Annotated in this window: 15 protein-coding genes; 12 read left to right on the top strand and 3 right to left on the bottom strand. The window is 62.9% G+C overall.

Annotated features, from left to right (window positions below; translation table 11 throughout):
- Window positions 1-79 precede the first annotated feature (79 nt).
- Together QCL65_RS09940 and QCL65_RS09935 are read left to right on the top strand one after the other, a co-directional pair.
- Window positions 80-829: an alpha/beta fold hydrolase gene (locus QCL65_RS09940; RefSeq protein ID WP_407316057.1), complete on the top strand. Its 750-nt coding sequence runs from the start codon at window positions 80-82 to the stop codon at window positions 827-829.
- A gap of 99 nt (window positions 830-928) precedes the next feature.
- Window positions 929-1,726: an SDR family NAD(P)-dependent oxidoreductase gene (locus tag QCL65_RS09935; RefSeq protein WP_407316056.1), complete on the top strand. Its 798-nt coding sequence runs from the start codon at window positions 929-931 to the stop codon at window positions 1,724-1,726.
- 11 nt (window positions 1,727-1,737) lie between these two features.
- On the opposite strand, the gene QCL65_RS09930 is transcribed toward QCL65_RS09935, so the two are convergent.
- A complete protein-coding gene (locus QCL65_RS09930) occupies window positions 1,738-2,118 on the bottom strand; it encodes a RidA family protein (protein WP_407316055.1) in 381 nt (126 codons plus the stop codon).
- A gap of 133 nt (window positions 2,119-2,251) precedes the next feature.
- On the opposite strand from QCL65_RS09930, the gene QCL65_RS09925 reads away from it, so the two are divergent.
- The 5 genes from QCL65_RS09925 (at window position 2,252) to QCL65_RS09905 (ending at window position 10,237) form a co-directional block, all read left to right on the top strand.
- Complete coding sequence (locus QCL65_RS09925; RefSeq protein ID WP_407316054.1) at window positions 2,252-3,127, top strand: hypothetical protein; 876 nt, start codon at window positions 2,252-2,254, stop codon at window positions 3,125-3,127.
- Window positions 3,128-3,281: 154 nt separating this feature from the next.
- Entirely contained in the window at window positions 3,282-4,505 is a 1,224-nt protein-coding gene (locus tag QCL65_RS09920; RefSeq protein WP_407316053.1) for a zinc-dependent alcohol dehydrogenase, read from the top strand.
- Between the two features lie 22 nt (window positions 4,506-4,527).
- A complete protein-coding gene (locus tag QCL65_RS09915; protein ID WP_407316051.1) occupies window positions 4,528-6,843 on the top strand; it encodes an FdhF/YdeP family oxidoreductase in 2,316 nt (771 codons plus the stop codon).
- A gap of 144 nt (window positions 6,844-6,987) precedes the next feature.
- Window positions 6,988-8,076: a catalase family protein gene (locus QCL65_RS09910; protein WP_407316049.1), complete on the top strand. Its 1,089-nt coding sequence runs from the start codon at window positions 6,988-6,990 to the stop codon at window positions 8,074-8,076.
- Between the two features lie 172 nt (window positions 8,077-8,248).
- Window positions 8,249-10,237, top strand: a complete 1,989-nt coding sequence (locus QCL65_RS09905; RefSeq protein WP_407316048.1) for a putative bifunctional diguanylate cyclase/phosphodiesterase — start codon at window positions 8,249-8,251, stop codon at window positions 10,235-10,237.
- A 21-nt stretch (window positions 10,238-10,258) separates the two neighbouring features.
- Here QCL65_RS09905 and mnmH read toward each other — a convergent pair whose 3' ends face one another.
- Complete coding sequence (gene mnmH / locus QCL65_RS09900) at window positions 10,259-11,356, bottom strand: tRNA 2-selenouridine(34) synthase MnmH (protein WP_407316047.1); 1,098 nt, start codon at window positions 11,354-11,356, stop codon at window positions 10,259-10,261.
- Window positions 11,356-12,390, bottom strand: coding sequence for a selenide, water dikinase SelD (gene selD, locus QCL65_RS09895; protein ID WP_407316046.1), 1,035 nt, complete (start codon window positions 12,388-12,390; stop codon window positions 11,356-11,358). Before selD ends, mnmH begins: the two co-directional genes overlap by 1 nt.
- A 174-nt stretch (window positions 12,391-12,564) precedes the next feature.
- Here selD and QCL65_RS09890 point away from each other — a divergent pair, with 174 nt between their 5' ends.
- The 5 genes from QCL65_RS09890 to phnE all read left to right on the top strand — a co-directional run bounded on the left by QCL65_RS09890 (window position 12,565) and on the right by phnE (window position 16,519).
- The gene (locus QCL65_RS09890) at window positions 12,565-13,116 is read left to right on the top strand and encodes a suppressor of fused domain protein (protein WP_407316045.1); all 552 of its coding nucleotides are present in this window, start codon (window positions 12,565-12,567) and stop codon (window positions 13,114-13,116) included.
- Between the two features lie 172 nt (window positions 13,117-13,288).
- Complete coding sequence (locus tag QCL65_RS09885; RefSeq protein ID WP_407316044.1) at window positions 13,289-14,140, top strand: putative selenate ABC transporter substrate-binding protein; 852 nt, start codon at window positions 13,289-13,291, stop codon at window positions 14,138-14,140.
- Window positions 14,137-14,934: a phosphonate ABC transporter ATP-binding protein gene (locus QCL65_RS09880; protein ID WP_407316043.1), complete on the top strand. Its 798-nt coding sequence runs from the start codon at window positions 14,137-14,139 to the stop codon at window positions 14,932-14,934. The genes QCL65_RS09885 and QCL65_RS09880 overlap by 4 nt, the downstream gene beginning before the upstream one ends.
- Window positions 14,928-15,755, top strand: a complete 828-nt coding sequence (locus QCL65_RS09875) for a PhnE/PtxC family ABC transporter permease (protein WP_407316042.1) — start codon at window positions 14,928-14,930, stop codon at window positions 15,753-15,755. Before QCL65_RS09880 ends, QCL65_RS09875 begins: the two co-directional genes overlap by 7 nt.
- Complete coding sequence (gene phnE / locus QCL65_RS09870) at window positions 15,752-16,519, top strand: phosphonate ABC transporter, permease protein PhnE (protein WP_407316040.1); 768 nt, start codon at window positions 15,752-15,754, stop codon at window positions 16,517-16,519. Before QCL65_RS09875 ends, phnE begins: the two co-directional genes overlap by 4 nt.
- Window positions 16,520-16,595 lie beyond the last annotated feature (76 nt).

The raw sequence follows: 16,595 nt of genomic DNA, 5'->3' as shown, positions 1-16,595 counted from the left end.
AGTACTTCAGTGCCGCAAGTTACAGGAACTTCAGCAGCGCCCACGCTCTCCACTTTCCACCCCCTCTTGAGGAAACCCTATGCTTGCCCATAGCCAACAAGGCCAAGGCTCACCCACCCTGGTGTTGATGCACTTTCTTGGCGGCTCACACCGCACCTGGTTCCCCACCCTGCCCTACCTGGACGGCCAGCACCGCTGTATTGCTTTGAACACCCCAGGCTTCGGTGATGCCGCTGACCAGGACGGCTATAGCGTCAGCGCCATGGCCGACCAAGTGGACGCGACGCTGCGCGAACTCGGTGTTGATCGGTGTGTATTGGTCGGCCACTCCATGACCGGCAAGGTCGCTGCGGTGCTCGCCGCGCGGCAACCTGACTACCTGGCCGGCTTGGTGCTGGTGGCCCCCTCCCCGCCGGGGCCGCAGCCCATGAGCGAGGCTGACCGCGATCAGCAGCGCGGCTATGGCAAGTCCCGCGCCGAAGCCGAAGCGTTCATCGACCAATCCAGCGCCCACCGCCTGCCTGACAACGTCCGCGAGGTCGCTATCGCCGATGCGCAACGGCTCAACCTGAACGCCTGGCGCGCCTGGGTCGACCACGGCAGCCGCGAAGACTGGAGCCAGCGCCTGGGCACACTGGACTATCCCGTGTTACTGGTGTGCGGCGCCGATGATCAGCAAGTGCCCGGCCCTGATGAACAACGCCGGACCACCCTGGCAGCGTTTACCAACGGGCGTCTGGCGGTCATCCCCGGCGCTGGCCACCTGATGCCCTTGCAGACGCCGCAAGCCCTAGCCACGCTGATTCTGGACTTCGCCAAAACGCTGTAACACCTTTCGTCGAGTGCCCGGAGCCTCTTCTGCGGGCACGGGTCAGACACGGGTAGGCCGCACGGCGGCCATATTCTTAAGCCTGTCAACGAGGTGTGTATGGATCTGCGAATCAAGGGGCGCGTCGCGCTGATCACCGGCGCCAGTGGCGGCATCGGCCTGGCCACGGCCAAGCTATTGGGTGAAGAAGGCGTACGCTTGGTCCTGACCGACCTCGACCTGCACAGCCTGGAAAAAAGCTGCGCAGGGCTGCCCGGCGAGCCGTTGCTGTTGGCTGCGGACATGACCGTTCAGAATGAGGTCGACCAACTGGTCAAACAGGCCGAAGCTCGCTTCGGCCAAGTGGACATCGTGGTGCACACCGCTGGCGTCACCGGCGCCAAGGGCGACCCCCTGACGTTGGCCGATGCCGACTATGAAGAAGCCTGGAGCACCGATTTTTTCTCAGCGGTACGCATTGCCCGCGCCACCGTGCCGCAAATGCGCACACGAAAGTGGGGGCGCCTGGTCTGCATCACCTCTGAAAACGCCGTGCAGCCCTACTGGGAAGAGGCAGTCTACAACGTGGCCAAAGCCGCGCTGGCCGCGTTTGTGAAAAACCTCTCCTACAAAGAAGCCGCTCATGGTGTGCTGTGCAACACCGTGTCGCCTGCGTTTATCGAAACCGCGATGACCGACGGCATGATGAAGCAGCGCGCCGAACAACTGGGCGTTTCGTTCGAAGAAGCGGTCGCCAGCTTCCTTGACGAGGAACGCCCCGGCATCGTGCAGAAACGCCGTGGCCAAGTAGAGGAAGTGGCAGCGGCCATTGCGCTGCTGGTGTCCGAGCGCGGCTCGTTTATCAACGGCAGCAACCTACGCGTCGACGGCGGCTCGGTCCAGGCCGTGCAGAACTAACGGGGGCGCGGCTACCTTTTGGCCGCCATGGCCGTCACTTCGACGCGCATACCTTCCACGGCCAGGGCGGCCACGCCAACTGCGGCGCGAACCGGCCACGGTTGGCTGAAGAAGCGCTGGTAAACCTCGTTGAAGGCGCCACGGTCGGCCATGTCGGTGAGGTAGATGGTCAAGTGCAGCACCCGGTCCAGCCCGCTTCCGGCTTTTTCCAGGGCCACCTTTAGCGCTTGCAGGGTGCACTCGCTCTGCTCGGTGATGCTGCCCAGGTTCAAGCTACCGTCGGCATGGGTCGGCACCTGGGTGGACACCAACAAGCCAGCGAAACCGGCGACATCGGACGAAATGGATGTCGCATCGGGGTCAGGGATAAAGGTCAGATCAGAGTTGGCCATGGGCGCCCTTGCTGGTAGCGGTAAGGAATGGCAAATCTTACCTCAGTTCGCTTTGTCATCGAATCCGGCTGAACCCTGGCACCCGAGGCTGATCCCAATTATTCGCAATCAGACCCACGTGCCCGAGGCTTACATGATCACCCTGAACAGCTACACCACGGTTAAGCGCCGCGAGCGCGTCCCCCACGCTATTTTTGCCCACTACTGGCGCGACGTTCACGGCCCGCTGTGCGCGCGCCTGCCGCGGCTGGGGCTGTACATTCAGCACCACTTCGACCGTGAACAAGACGCCCACTTGTGGCCGCTGGCCGATGGCATCAGCGAGTTCACGGACTACGAACTCGACGGCGGCGTGGAGATCGGCTTTGCCAACGCCCAAGACCAGAAAGTCTTCCAGGACGCCAGCCCGATCCTGTTCAGCGACGAGCAGAACATGTTCGAGGAGACCCTGGCCTATGACCTGCCGGCGGGCTCCCTGACCCTGCTCAACCGCAGCCAGGATGAACAGCAAAACGGCCTGGATAACTTCGACCGGATTCACCTGCATCTGAGCCCCCGAGAAAGCCTTGACGATCTGCAGCAGTACCTGACCGGTGACTTTCAGGAAATGCTCGCAGCCGCCGAGGGCATCATCAAAGTGCGCTTGCACCTGTGCGCGCCGTTGGTCAATGACGGCCAACACCCGCCTGCACCCAATGTGAACCATATCGCCGTCCCGGCCCGTGAGCGCCTGGCCGTCGCTGAAATCGCCTTTCTCAACCCTATCGCCCGCCGCCAGTTCTTCGCTTCAGCGCGGTTCCAGGCCAGTCTTGCTCAGCAAGCGCAGCATATCGCGCAACTGAAAGCCTTCGCTGTTTCGGGGATCTACACCTACGTTGCCGATGGCCAGGTCACCACGGCCGGCTTGCGCGGCAGCCGTGCCGCAGAATTGATCGAGTACCTGGGCGCTATCAACCAGTTGAGCCCGGAAGTCGAAGAATTGATGTGGCAGGGCGAATGGCCGCAATGAGGTCTGCGCCGGCTGCGTTTAGCCATCGGTAACTTGGCTTGAACTAACCCGCGCCGCTATCCCTCTTTTTAACACTAGGTGCTGTGCGTAATGTCGCCCACTGGCGATTAGGCATTTTACTCACAGCACCTGCCACGCAAATCAGGAGATTGCCATGCGAGCCCTTACGTACCACGGTGCCAACGATGTGAAAGTTGATACCGTACCCGACCCGACTTTGCAGGACGCCGACGACATCATTCTGCGGGTCACCGCCACCGCCATCTGCGGTTCTGACCTGCACCTCTATCGAGGCAAGATCCCCACCGTCGAACACGGCGATATCTTTGGCCACGAGTTCATGGGTGTCGTCGAAGAAGTGGGCTCAGCCGTTACCGCCGTGAGCCCGGGCGACCGTGTGGTGATTCCATTCGTCATCGCCTGCGGCAGCTGCTTTTTCTGCCAGCTGGACCAATTCGCCGCCTGCGAAACCACCAACACCGGGCGCGGCGCGATCCTTAACAAAAAGTCCATTCCACCGGGTGCGGCACTGTTCGGCTTCAGCCATCTGTATGGCGGTATCCCCGGCGGGCAGGCCGAATACGTGCGTGTGCCGAAAGGCAATACCGGGCCCTTCAAGGTGCCGGGTACGCTGGCGGACGAAAAGGTACTGTTCCTTTCCGACATTCTGCCCACCGCGTTCCAGGCGGTGAAAAACACCGAAATCGGCGAAGGTTCCAGCATCGCCATTTATGGTGCAGGGCCGGTGGGCCTGTTGTGCGCGGCGGTCGCCAAGATGCTCGGCGCCACTCGCATTTTCATGGTGGACCACCACCCCTACCGCCTGGCCTATGCCCAACAGACCTACGGTGTGATCCCGATCAACTTCGACGAAGACGATGATCCAGCTGACACCATCATCCGCCAGACCCCGGGCATGCGCGGCGTCGACGGCGTGGTCGATGCGGTGGGTTTCGAAGCCAAGGGCAGCACCACTGAAACGGTCCTCACCGCGCTGAAGATCGAAGGCAGCAGCGGCAAAGCACTGCGCCAATGCATCGCGGCGGTAAGGCGCGGTGGCGTGGTCAGCGTGCCGGGCGTGTACGCCGGGTTTATCCATGGTTTCCTGTTCGGTGATGCCTTCGACAAGGGCCTGACCTTCCGCATGGGCCAGACCCACGTGCAGCGCTACTTGCCCGAACTGCTGGAGTACATCGAGACCGGCAAACTGGCTCCGGAGGCGATCGTGACCCATCGCATGTCGCTGGAGCAGGCGGCTGAAGGCTACAAGATCTTCGACAAGAAACAGGAAGACTGCCGCAAAGTCATCCTGACGCCGGGTAGCCCGACCATCGAAGCGCCCATTCCAGACACCTTCACCGGCGCCGCCATCGCCTGACATCCAGCCAAGGAACCACCCTGTGCAGCTTCTTTACCCCTCCGCCCGTTACAAGCCTTACCACCATGCATCGGGCGGCTGGGGTTCAGCCCATTCGGTGATGAATATCCTGTGGCGCCAGCAAACCCTAGACAAGGGCGGGCTGGCGCTGCTGCGTCAGAACAAAGCCAAGGGCTTCGCGTGCGTCAGTTGCGCGTGGGCCAAACCGGGCAACCCCCATGCCCTCGAATTTTGTGAGAACGGCGCTAAGGCCACGGCCTGGGAGCTGACCCGCTTCAGGGCCGGGCCCCCGCTGTTCGCCAAGCATACCCTGAGCGAGCTGCGCACCTGGAGTGACCATGACCTGGAAAAACAGGGCCGGCTCACTCACCCCATGCGCTACGACGCCGCGACTGATCGCTACCAGGTCACGACCTGGGAACAAGCTTATGGGCAGATCGCCCAACAGTTGCAGAGCCTGGAGCCCGACCAAGTGGTGTTTTATGCCTCGGGCCGGGCCTCGCTGGAAGCGTCGTTCATGTACCAACTGTTCGCGCGTGCCTACGGCACCAACAACCTGCCGGACAGCTCCAACATGTGCCACGAGAGCACCTCGGTGGGGCTGCAGGAAAGCATTGGGGTGCCGGTCGGCACGGTGACCCTGGATGACTTCGAGCATACCGACTGCATCTTGTTTTTCGGCCAGAACGTTGGCAGCAACAGCCCGCGCATGCTCCACCCGTTGCAAGAAGCACGTAAACGCCACGTGCCAATCATCACCTTTAACCCGCTGCGCGAGCGCGGCCTGGAACGCTTCGTCAACCCACAATCGCCACGGGAGATGCTCGGCCCGGAGTCGACGCAAATCAGCACGCAATACCATCAGTTGGCGATCGGCGGCGACACGGCAGCGGTCATGGGCATTGCCAAGCATCTATTGCAGTTGGAACGGCAGGCCGTGGCCGAGGGCAAGCCAAGCGTACTCGATCACCGGTTTATCGCCGAGCACACCCAGGGCTTCGAGACCTTTACCCGCGCCGTAGAAGCGCAGCCGTGGGCGGCCATCGAGCGCCGTTCAGGGCTTAGCCGCACGGCAATGGAAGCCGCTGCGACGGTTTACGCCAGCAGTCAGCGGGTGCTGCTGATCTACGGCATGGGCATTACCCAGCACCGTCACGGCGTGGAAAACGTGCAGATGCTGGTCAACCTGTTGTTACTCAGGGGCAATATTGGCAAGCAAGGCGCCGGGATCTGCCCGGTGCGCGGCCACTCCAATGTGCAGGGCCAACGCACTGTGGGCATCACCGAAGACCCCAGCAAAGTCCCGGTGGCCAAGCTGGAAGCCTTGTTCCACTTCAAAGTGCCAGAGCGCATGGGCCTGGCTACGGTGGACGCGTGCCAAGGTGTCATGGACGGCAGCGTGAAAGGTTTTATCAGCCTGGGCGGTAATTTTCTGCGGGCCGTGCCCGATTCCCAGCGCATGGAAGCGGCCTGGGCCGACTTGGCCCTTAACGTCCAAGTGGCAACCAAACTCAACCGCACGCACCTGGTTCCCGGGCAGAACGGTTGGCTGTTGCCGTGCCTGGGCAAGATCGAAATCGACCGCCAGGAAGGTATCGCGCAGGTTTACACCACCGAGGACAGCACCGGGTTTATCCGCGCGTGGCAGGGCACCACGGAGCCTGCCGCCGATACCTTGCGTTCGGAAGTGGCGATCATCGCTGGCCTGGCTGAGGCCACCTTGGGCCAGGGCTCGCAGATACCCTGGCAGGCTTGGCGGCGCGACAGCGCCCTGACCCGCGCCGCCATCGCCCAGGCATACCCGGAAATCTTCCACGACATGGAAACCCGCATGTGGCAACCCGGCGGCTTCCAACGCCCTCTGCCCGCCCGTCAGCGGCAATGGCCAACGGCAACCGGCAGGGCGCAATTCGTCGCGCCGCGAGGGCTGGACGAGAATGACGATTTGCCCCCCCGCGCGCTGCCAGGTGACGCTGAGCGACGTGACGTGCTGCAACTGATGACCATGCGCAGCAACGACCAATTCAATACCACCATCTATGGGTACAACGACCGCTTCCGAGGTGTACAGGGCACCCGCAGCGTGGTGTTCGCCAATGCCAACGACCTCGCCCGCCTGGGCCTGGCCGCAGGCGACTGGGTCATGCTGCGCACTGCCGTCGAGCCTGAAATCCGCCGCGAGGTGGGGCCCATGCAGATCGTCGCGTATGACATTCCCGAAGGCTGCACGGCGGCCTACTACCCAGAATGCAACCCATTGGTCCCCCTGTGGCACCACGCTGAACGCAGCAAAGTACCGGCCGCCAAAGCGATACCGGTGACATTGCACAAGGCCTAAAGGGGCGGCGCCCGAGGGCCAGTAGCCGCTGGTCCTCCCTGCGGAACCGGGTTTCAGCCATGGCGTCAGCTATTTAAGCCGATGGTCAAAATAAACAGCGCATCGGCGATTCCCCGTGATTGAGCCAATGCCTGGAGATACCCAATGAACGCCCCCACTCCCGCAGCAGTCCCCCTACCTTTCGACCCCAGTTTCGAGCAGGTGCCCGACGACGAAGCGCAGACCAGCCAGGAATTGGCTGAGGCCATGCAGAGCATTCTCGACAAGACTTACGCAGATAACGGCCACGCCATCCGCAGCGTCCACGCCAAGGCACACGGCCTGCTGCGCGGGCAGATCGATATCCTCGACAACCTGCCGCCGGCCCTTGCCCAAGGGGTTTTCGCCAAGCCGGGTAGCCTGCCATTGTTCATGCGCTTCTCCACCAACCCCGGCGACCTGCTCGATGACAAGGTTTCTACCCCCCGAGGCCTGGCGATCAAGCTGGTTGGCGTCAGCGGTGAGCGCCTGCCGGGCAGTACCGGCCAGGTCACCCAAGACTTCGTCATGCAAAACGCCAAGGCTTTCACCGCCGCCACCCCGAAAGATTTTCTAAAAACCCTGAAGATGCTGGCCAAGACCACCGACAAGGTGCCTGGGCTGAAGAAGGCGCTGTCGGCCGTGTTACGCGGGGCCGAATCGGTGGTGGAGGCAGTAGGTGGGGAAAGCGGTACGCTCAAGGCTCTGGGCGGTCACCCCATGACCCACCCCCTCGGCGAGACCTATTACAGCGTTGTGCCCTTTTTGTACGGGCGCTACTACGCCAAGCTGGCGGTGGTGCCGGTGTCGCCGTCCTTGACCGCCCTGACTGACCAGCCGGTGGACCTCGACGGCCACCCAGATGGCCTGCGCGAGGCAATCCAGGCTTACTTTGGCGAACAAGGCGCTGCGTGGGAGTTGCGTATCCAATTGGCCACCGACCTTGAGAAAATACCCATCGAAGACGCCTCTGTAGTGTGGCCCGAGGACCTCAGCCCGTTCGTGACCGTGGCGCGCATAGAGGTGGCGGCGCAAGACAGCTGGTCGGCGCACAACCAGCAGGAGATCGATGAAGCCATGGCTTTCAGCCCTTGGCACGGCATCACCGACCACCGCCCCCTGGGTGGGATCATGCGCGTGCGCAAACCGTCTTACGAGTTGTCATCGAAGTTTCGCGAGCGGCACAACGGCTGCCCGCTGCACGAACCGCGTTAATCTTGAAGAGCCGGTCGGGCCGGGGCGCCTGACCGCTCGTCGGGCGCCTGAAGCCCCCCCTATTTGAGTTCATTTAGATGATGGCATTATGATGTTAATGCTTTAAATAGGGCGCCCTCTCACCTGGATGTGGCATGCGCCGATGACCCCTCTGCCCACATCCAGGACATTAATGAATACCCGATCCCACCTCGCCCAGCTCGTTGAGTCCGAGATTGCTGGGCCGCTACGCGCCGGCCAGTTTCCCGCCCTGCTTGAGTCACGCTACCAGCAAGATATCGATGAGTCCCGGCGACGCCACTTGAGCCTGGCTCTGCTGATCGGGGTTTGCAGTTACAACGGCTTTCTGTACTGGGTCTGGCTGATCCTCAATGACGCCTTCGCGGTCAGCGTTGCGCTATCCGTAGGGGTAGCCACCCCGGTCGCATTGGCCACCGTCATGCTTTTACGCCGCAAAATCAGGCCAGCATTGCGCGAGTTGATCGCCCTGGTGCCCTTCTATGTCGCCCTGGCCACGGCATTCATCGCGGTGCTGGCGTCGCAACAAGCGGACCGCATTATGGTGGTGTTCAGCTGGCCGCTGATTTTGATCTTCGTCAACACCTGCCTTAAGAGCCCGCTGCGCCTGGTGCTGATCTTCAATGGGTTTATGCTGCTGACGGTGGGCTCGATCCTGTTACTGGTCAACGCGCCATCCAGCCTGTTCAGCCTGATTTTTTCCAGCGCGTGCGCCACCGCGTTCTTTTCCATGTTGGCCAACCACTGGCTGCACCGCCAGGAGCGTCGCAGCTACCTGTACAGCCTGCGCGAGCTATTGCGCAGTGAACACTTGAGCACGGCCAATCGTAACCTCCAGCAGTTGTCCGAGACCGACTCGCTGACCGGCCTGGCCAACCGCAGACACCTGTGGCCATACCTTGAGTCGCTGTGGGCCGAGCAGCCGGCCGGCGCCTGCGGGCCCGCGGTGTTGTTACTCGACGTCGACTATTTCAAGGCTTACAACGACCGCTACGGCCATATCGCCGGTGATGAGTGCCTTTGCCTCGTGGCCAGCGCCCTCAGGCGCGCGGTGCCGCCCGGCCAGTTGATCGCCCGCTTCGGCGGGGAAGAGTTCATCGTGATTCTGCAAAACGCGACCCCGCAAGCCACGCAACGCCTGGCCGAGCAAATGCTGGAGAGTATTGGCGCCCTGGCCATTCCCCACCTGGGCCGCCAGGACGGCAAACGCCACTTGACCCTGAGCATCGGCATCGCCTGGCGCGGCCTGCCCGGTATCGATTCGGCCCAAGCCCTACTGGACTCTGCCGACCGCGCCCTGTACAGCGCGAAACGGCACGGCCGCGACCAGTTCCGCCAGGGCCTGGTGGAGCCCTTGGCGGATACCACCTCGACCCTCGAACACCTCGACCAATTAATGCCCCATGACCTGGAGCATGCAGCGCGGCAGCGCCAGTTTCACCTGCACCTGCAGCCTATCTTTGCCGATAACGGCAAGCGTTTGGTGGGCTATGAAAGCCTGCTGCGCTGGCAGCATCCGCGCTATGGCAACATCCCGCCCGCCAGCTTCATTCCGTTGGCCGAGGCTTGCGGGCTGATCACTGAACTGGGCGATTGGGTGCTCAATGAAGCCTGTTCACAGGCGAGTCAATGGCCCGGCGACACATTCATCGCGGTGAATATCTCGCCGCGCCAGTTCGACGACCCGGCCTTTGTCGAACGCTTGCTGGACACCCTTGCCCGCAGCGGCCTGGCGCCCACGCGCCTGGTGCTTGAGGTCACCGAGGGGGTGTCATTGCGGATCGACTCGGCACTGCAAAGCAATTTCGCCCGCCTGCGCCAGCATGGCATCCGCTTAGCCTTGGACGACTTCGGCTCCGGGTATGCCAACCTGACCTACCTGCTGCAACTACCTTTCCAGTGGTTGAAAATCGACCGTGGGGTGTTGTTGATTCGCGATCCCGTACAACGCCGTCAGGTGCTGGCGGCACTGCTGGCATTGGGCCAAGCGTTCAACCTGCAGGTGCTGTGCGAAGGGGTGGAACTGCCGGAAGACCTGGAACTGGTGCAGGCCCTGGGCATCCCGCTGGCCCAGGGGTATCTGCTGGGCCGGCCGGGGCCAATCGCGGCGTTTGTCCATGCACCTGCGGCAATGGCGGGCTGAACCCAGCGGCGGGCTCAGCCCTTAGTTACGGCGCCGCTGGGCCAGGTACGCGAGCACCGCATCCTGCTCGCCGGCGAACTCGATACGGGCCTCTTTGCTTTGCCGTTGGTAGGCGTACATAGGGTCGTAATACTCGCGCAGCAGGCCTTCGATCCATGCCCGGTGCGCATCCACGGCGCCGCTGCGCCGCTGTTCGAGCAAGGCCTCCTGCATGATCGCCCGCAGCGCCTGATGGCGCGCCCCGCCCAGGCGCTTGCTGATGCGGTCGAGGCTCTGCAGCAGGCGCTCGGCGAACCCATCGAAGCCCTGCTCAAGCCCCTGCTGCGCCACGAACTCGCCGCACAGGTCCACCACATAATCACGCAGAATGCGCTCGACCCGGCTGTCGAAGCGGTCCTCCAGCCACACCATCGGGTAGCGCTGCATGCCTTGATGCAAGGCCAGCGGCACGTTGCAACTGCCCACCAGACGGCTTTCGTCCTCGACCACGAATTGCTCGATACCGGCTGCACGCTTCTTCAGCAGGTCGATGGCCAGGCTATTCTCGAAATCGATCTGCCCAGGTTGCCCACTGGCGCGCTTGCCGAAGCTGGAACCGCGGTGGTTGGCATGCCCTTCGAGGTCCAGCGGATTGGGCAATTGCGCCAACACGTCGGTTTTGCCCGTGCCGGTCATGCCACCGACCACGATGAATTGGCACTGGGCCACGGCTTGGTCGAGGGTCTCCAGCAAAAACGTGCGCAAGGCTTTGTAGCCGCCGAGCACGCGCGGGTATTGCACGCCCGCCTCTTGCAACCACTGCTGGACGATCTGTGAACGCAGGCCGCCACGAAAGCAATACAGGTAGCCATGGGGATTGGCCTGGGTGAACGCCAGCCAGGCTTCGATGCGTTGGGCCTTGGTTTGGCCCGAGACCAACTGGTGCCCCAGGCGGATCGCTTGGTCCTGGCCGTGTTGCTTGTAGCAGGTGCCCACTTTCTGCCGCTCCAGGTCGTTCATCAGCGGCAGGTTGTGCACCCCAGGGAATGCGCCCTTGGCGAATTCTATCGGCGCGCGGGCGTCCATCATCGGCACATCGTTGAGGAAAATCTCGCGGTAGTCGCTGCTGTTGCCGCGCATCAGAACACCTCGACCGCGTAGGTCTGTCGCTCGACCAGGGTGCCGATAGGGGTCAGCTCCAGGCCCAACTCGGCAGCCACGCCGAGGAACTCCACCAACCCTTCGGCACTGACCGCCACGAGCAGGCCGCCGCTGGTTTGCGGGTCGCAGAGCACATCACGCTGTTCGTCGGTGAGGGCGGCGATCTTGTCGCCGTAACTGGCGAAATTGCGCAGGGTGCCGCCGGGCACGCAGCCCTCGGCCAGGTAGTGGTCGACCCCCGGTAGGCGCGGCACCGCTTGATATTCCAGGCGCGCGGTCAGGCCCGCACCGTCGGCCATTTCCACCAGGTGGCCGAGCAGGCCGAAGCCGGTCACGTCCGTCATGGCGTTCACCCCGGCCAGCTTGCCGAAGCGGCTACCGGGTTTATTCAAGGTGCACATCCAGTCCCGCGCCAGGCCGATGTCTTCGGCGCGCAACTTGGCCTTTTTTTCTGCGGTGGTGAGGATGCCGATGCCCAAGGGTTTGGTCAGGTACAGGGTGTCACCCGCGCAGGCGGTGTCGTTGCGCTTCAGGTGTTTTTTCAGCACTACGCCGGTGACCGCCAGGCCGAAAATAGGCTCGGGGGCGTCAATCGAATGCCCGCCAGCCAAGGGAATACCCGCCGCGTCGCACACCGCCCGGCCACCACGGATCACCTCACGCGCGACCTCGGGCGGCAACAGGTTGACCGGCCAGCCCAGAATCGCAATGGCCATCAAGGGATCGCCACCCATCGCATAGATATCGCTGATGGCGTTGGTGGCGGCGATACGGCCGAAGTCGAATGGGTCATCGACGATCGGCATAAAAAAATCAGTGGTCGACACCACCCCGCGCTCGTCGTCCAAGGCGTACACAGCCGCATCGTCGCGCGAGGCATTGCCCACCCACAGCTTGGGGTCGAGGTTCTGCGCACCGCTACCGGCCAGGATCACGTCCAGCACCTGCGGGGAGATCTTGCAACCGCAACCGGCACCGTGGCTGTATTGGGTCAGGCGTATGGGCTCGTTCATGGCAATTCTCGGCAGGCTGGCAACGGGGGGCAATTCTAGCCTAGTCTGTCTGGTTCAGAGAGGGTCCGTTCAAAGACACTTGGGATGATGTGGCGCATGGCGTAGTGACAGCCAGCGAGCCGTTGGCAGATTATAGAATGGATATTTTCATCGCCGCGCAGGAGCAAGACTTCGATGAATTTGATTGAGCAGCTAGTGACGCACCTCGACAAGATATCAAGCGTGCGGCACCTGACCGATAGGACTGAAGCTATACAAATAGCGCTGTTTCCTGACCAACCATTCGAAGGGGCAATATCCTATGTAACACTTGGCCTAAGCCATCATCCATTGCGAATGCCGGATGGGCGCGATATTAGACAAGAAATCATCTTTTGCAGCTGGAACGATGCAAACCCAGAGCACATTTCATCGTCTATTTTAACGTTCTGTGAATTTATGCTTTCCAAACATCAACCCTTGCTAAGAGGGGATGTCGTCGGGCCCAGTGTCCCTATATTCGCGGGCACAATGATGAATTCAGTATATGCGGCTATTCCAGTTATATTTCCAGACGACCTGCATTTATTAGGTGAGACTGAGCCTCCAACCGTATTAGTTTGGCTAATACCACTGTATGAAACCGAATCAGCGTTTGTTAAACAACAGGGGTGGCGCGCGTTCGAGCAACTAATGGAATCAAAAAATCCTGACCTGTTGGACTTCAACAGGCCCCACCTCTGCTGACGGATGCGCCAGCCCCTCTAGCTATCGCCAAGAAACAAACCGTACAACTGGGTGAGCCTTCACCACCGCATAAGTGCGGGTGTTGAATGTCAGGTTCACCTTGCCATGCTGGCCTTTCCAGCCCGGGGTCTTATAATCGCCACACTTTTCCCCACTACCCTTGGAGAACCCCATGCTCAAGCGCGCTCTGTCGCTGGCCGCTGGTATTGCCTTGTCCGTGTGTGCCCTGTCCAGCCTTGCGGCGGATGTGTTGCGGGTGTCTGCCATTCCGGACGAAGCGCCGACCGAATTGCTGCGCAAGTTCAAGCCGCTGGGGGCATACCTGGAGCAGCAGTTGGGCATGAAGGTCGAGTTCGTCCCTGTCGCGGACTACCCGGCAGTGGTCGAGGCGCTGGCCACTGATCGCCTGGACATGGCCTGGCTGGGCGGTTTCACTTTCGTTCAGGTGAACCTCAAGACCGGTAACGCGCTGCCGTTGGTGCAGCGCGAACAAGACGCCAAATTCACCAGTAAATTCATCACCAGCGACCCCAGTGTGAAGTCTCTGGCCGACCTCAAGGGCAAGACCTTTGCGTTCGGTTCGGTGTCCTCGACTTCGGGCAGCTTGATGCCGCGTTATTTTATGCTGCAAGACAACATCAAGCCGGAAACCTTCTTCAGCCGCGTCGCCTACTCCGGTGCCCACGACGCCACCGCCGCCTGGGTCCAGGCCGGCAAGGTCGACGCCGGGGTACTCAATGCCAGCGTGTGGGACAAGTTGGTCGCCAGCGGCAAGGTCGACACCAGCAAGGTGCGGGTGTTCGCTACCACCCCCACCTACTTCGACTACAACTGGACCGTGCGTGGCAACCTCGACCCCGCCCTGGCGCAGAAGATCAAGCGCGCGTTCCTCGCCCTCGACCCGGCCAACCCCGAGCAAAAGGCGATCCTCGACCTGCAGGCCGCCAGCCGCTTTATCGAGACCCAGCCGAGCAACTACACAGGCATCGAAGAAGCCGCCCGCGCCGCCGACCTGCTGAAATGACCCTGCGCCTGGACGCCATCGCCCTGCGCCATCGCAACGGTGCCCAGGCCCTGCACCACGTGGACCTGAACATCGCCCCTGGCGAACGGGTGGCGATCATCGGCCCGTCGGGCGCGGGTAAGTCGAGCCTGTTGAACCTGTTCGCCACCGCCTTCGCCCCCAGTGCGGGCCAACTGGACGTGCTCGGCCAGCGCCCTTGGCAGCTGTCCAGCCGCCAGCGCCAGCGCTTGCGCGCCCGTATCGGCCTGATCCATCAGGCACCGCCGCTGCCACCGCGCCAGCGCGTGGTAACCGCCGTGTTGGCCGGGCAATTGGGCCAGTGGGGGCTGGGTAAAAGCCTGCTCAACCTGCTCCACCCGGTGGACATTGCCGGCGCCCAGGCGGTGCTTGCGCGCCTCGACCTGGCGGATAAGCTGTTCGATCACTGCCAGCAATTGTCCGGTGGGCAATTGCAGCGGGTCGGTATCGCCCGCGTGCTGTACCAGGCGCCCGAATTGCTGCTGGCCGACGAACCGGTCTCGGCCATGGACCCGCGCCTGGCCGAACACACCCTCAGCCTGCTGTGTGAACACGCCGTGCAGCATGGGGTGACCCTGGTGGCCAGCCTGCACACGGTAGACCTGGCACTGGCTTTTTTCCCCCGCATCATCGGCTTGCGCGATGGGCGGGTGCTGTTCGACTTGCCCACCGCCGAGGTCGACCCGCGCCAGTTGGACGCGCTGTATGCCAATGAACACCTGACCCCCACGGCCGCCAGCCAAAGCCACCCCACGCCAGGCTTGCCGCGATGCTGAAGGCCACGCCGCGCGACCCCGCGGCCGTCCCGCGCGGGCTGCTCAGCCTGTTGGCCATCGCCCTGTTGTGGCCGGGCATCCAGTTGGCCGAGTTGAACCCGTGGGTCTTGTTGCAGCCCGACAGCACGCGCGCCATGGGCAGCTTCGTCGCCGGTTTCTGGCCCCCGGCCCACGATGCCGAGTTCTTGCGGTTGCTGGGCGATGCCACCTTGCAAACCCTGGCCATCGCCACCGCCGGTATGGCCTTGGCGCTGTTGCTGGCGGTTCCCGCGAGCCTGCTGGCCAGCCGCGCGCTGTCGTTGTCGGCTGCCTCCCATGGCGGCCGGCCTAACGGGCTGGGGCGCAGCCTGCGCTGGCCGGTGCGCGGGCTGCTGATCGTGCTGCGCAGCGTGCCGGAAATCGTCTGGGCTCTACTGTTTGTGCGCGCCGTGGGGCTGGGACCCACGGCGGGCGTGCTGGCCATCGCCCTGACCTATGCCGGCATGCTGGGCAAGGTCTATGCCGAGATCTTCGAGTCGGTGGACCAGCGCCCCGCCCACGCGTTGCTGCAGTCCGGCAGCGGGCGCCTGGGGGCATTTCTGTACGGCATCATGCCCAGCGCCAGCGCCGAGTTGACCTCCTACACGGTGTACCGCTGGGAATGCGCGGTGCGCGCCTCGGTGGTGATGGGTTTCGTCGGCGCTGGCGGGCTTGGTCAACAGATCGACCTGTCCATGCGCATGTTCGCCGGGGCTGAAGTGGCCAGCATGTTGCTGACCTTTCTCGTCCTGGTGCTATTGGCCGACCAGCTCAGCCGCGCGCTGCGCACGAGGTGGGCATGAAACGCCTGGCCACACTCACGGTACTGAGCGCCATTGGCCTGGCCGTGGTCAGCTCGTTCGTTTACCTGGGCCTGGACCTGCGCACCCTGGCCGACAGCGCCAGCCTGGCGCAGATGGGCGCCTACGCCTTACGCTTTGCCCAGCCGGACTTAAGCGCAGCGCACCTGCACGCCATCGGCCACGGCGCCCTGGAAACCCTGGCGATGTCAGCCTTAGGTACCTTACTGGCGGCCGCGCTGGGGTTGTTTCTCGCGCTGCCGGCCGCTGGCCGCTGCGGCTGGCCCCTGCAAGGCCTGACCCAACTGCTGCTCAACGCCCTGCGGGCGATTCCCGAACTGGTCTGGGCGGTGTTGATGGTGTTGGCCGCCGGGCTCGGCCCCAATGCCGGCACCCTAGCCCTGGCGCTGCACACCGCCGGCGTGCTGGGCCGGCTGTTCGCCGAAGCGCTGCAAAACACCCCACCCGGGCCCGCCGCCGCCCTGCGCTTGCAGGGCGCCAGTGCCTGGATGGCATTCTGTTACGGGACCTTGCCCAACCTCTGGGCGCAACTGCTGGCGTACACCTTGTACCGCTGGGAAAACAATATCCGCATGGCCAGTATCCTCGGGTTCGTCGGCGCTGGCGGCCTGGGCCAGATGCTTTACGTCAACCTCAGCCTGTTCCAGGAGGCCCAGGCCAGCACAGTGATCCTGAGCATGCTGGTGTTGGTGTTGGCGGTCGACCTGTTGAGCGGTTGGGCGCGGCAACGGTGGGTGCGCGTATGAGGGCCCACGGGTAATAGCAGGAACCATTGGATCCCTGGCGTCCTCTACTGGCCTCTAAGCCACGTTCGGAAGCCCT

It is taken from the genome of Pseudomonas sp. nanlin1 (assembly GCF_045571515.1).
Classification (GTDB): Bacteria; Pseudomonadota; Gammaproteobacteria; order Pseudomonadales; family Pseudomonadaceae; genus Aquipseudomonas.
This window is presented reverse-complemented; position numbering and strand designations above follow the sequence as displayed.

Coding starts and splice junctions, on each gene's coding strand:
- QCL65_RS09940 (WP_407316057.1), top strand. CDS start 80: ATGCTTGCCCATAGCCAACAAGGCCAAGGCTCACCCACCCTGGTGTTG.
- QCL65_RS09925 (WP_407316054.1), top strand. CDS start 2,252: ATGATCACCCTGAACAGCTACACCACGGTTAAGCGCCGCGAGCGCGTC.
- selD (WP_407316046.1), bottom strand. CDS start 12,390: ATGAACGAGCCCATACGCCTGACCCAATACAGCCACGGTGCCGGTTGC.
- QCL65_RS09920 (WP_407316053.1), top strand. CDS start 3,282: ATGCGAGCCCTTACGTACCACGGTGCCAACGATGTGAAAGTTGATACC.
- QCL65_RS09885 (WP_407316044.1), top strand. CDS start 13,289: ATGCTCAAGCGCGCTCTGTCGCTGGCCGCTGGTATTGCCTTGTCCGTG.
- QCL65_RS09905 (WP_407316048.1), top strand. CDS start 8,249: ATGAATACCCGATCCCACCTCGCCCAGCTCGTTGAGTCCGAGATTGCT.
- QCL65_RS09880 (WP_407316043.1), top strand. CDS start 14,137: ATGACCCTGCGCCTGGACGCCATCGCCCTGCGCCATCGCAACGGTGCC.
- QCL65_RS09890 (WP_407316045.1), top strand. CDS start 12,565: ATGAATTTGATTGAGCAGCTAGTGACGCACCTCGACAAGATATCAAGC.
- mnmH (WP_407316047.1), bottom strand. CDS start 11,356: ATGCGCGGCAACAGCAGCGACTACCGCGAGATTTTCCTCAACGATGTG.
- QCL65_RS09930 (WP_407316055.1), bottom strand. CDS start 2,118: ATGGCCAACTCTGATCTGACCTTTATCCCTGACCCCGATGCGACATCC.
- QCL65_RS09935 (WP_407316056.1), top strand. CDS start 929: ATGGATCTGCGAATCAAGGGGCGCGTCGCGCTGATCACCGGCGCCAGT.
- QCL65_RS09875 (WP_407316042.1), top strand. CDS start 14,928: ATGCTGAAGGCCACGCCGCGCGACCCCGCGGCCGTCCCGCGCGGGCTG.
- phnE (WP_407316040.1), top strand. CDS start 15,752: ATGAAACGCCTGGCCACACTCACGGTACTGAGCGCCATTGGCCTGGCC.
- QCL65_RS09910 (WP_407316049.1), top strand. CDS start 6,988: ATGAACGCCCCCACTCCCGCAGCAGTCCCCCTACCTTTCGACCCCAGT.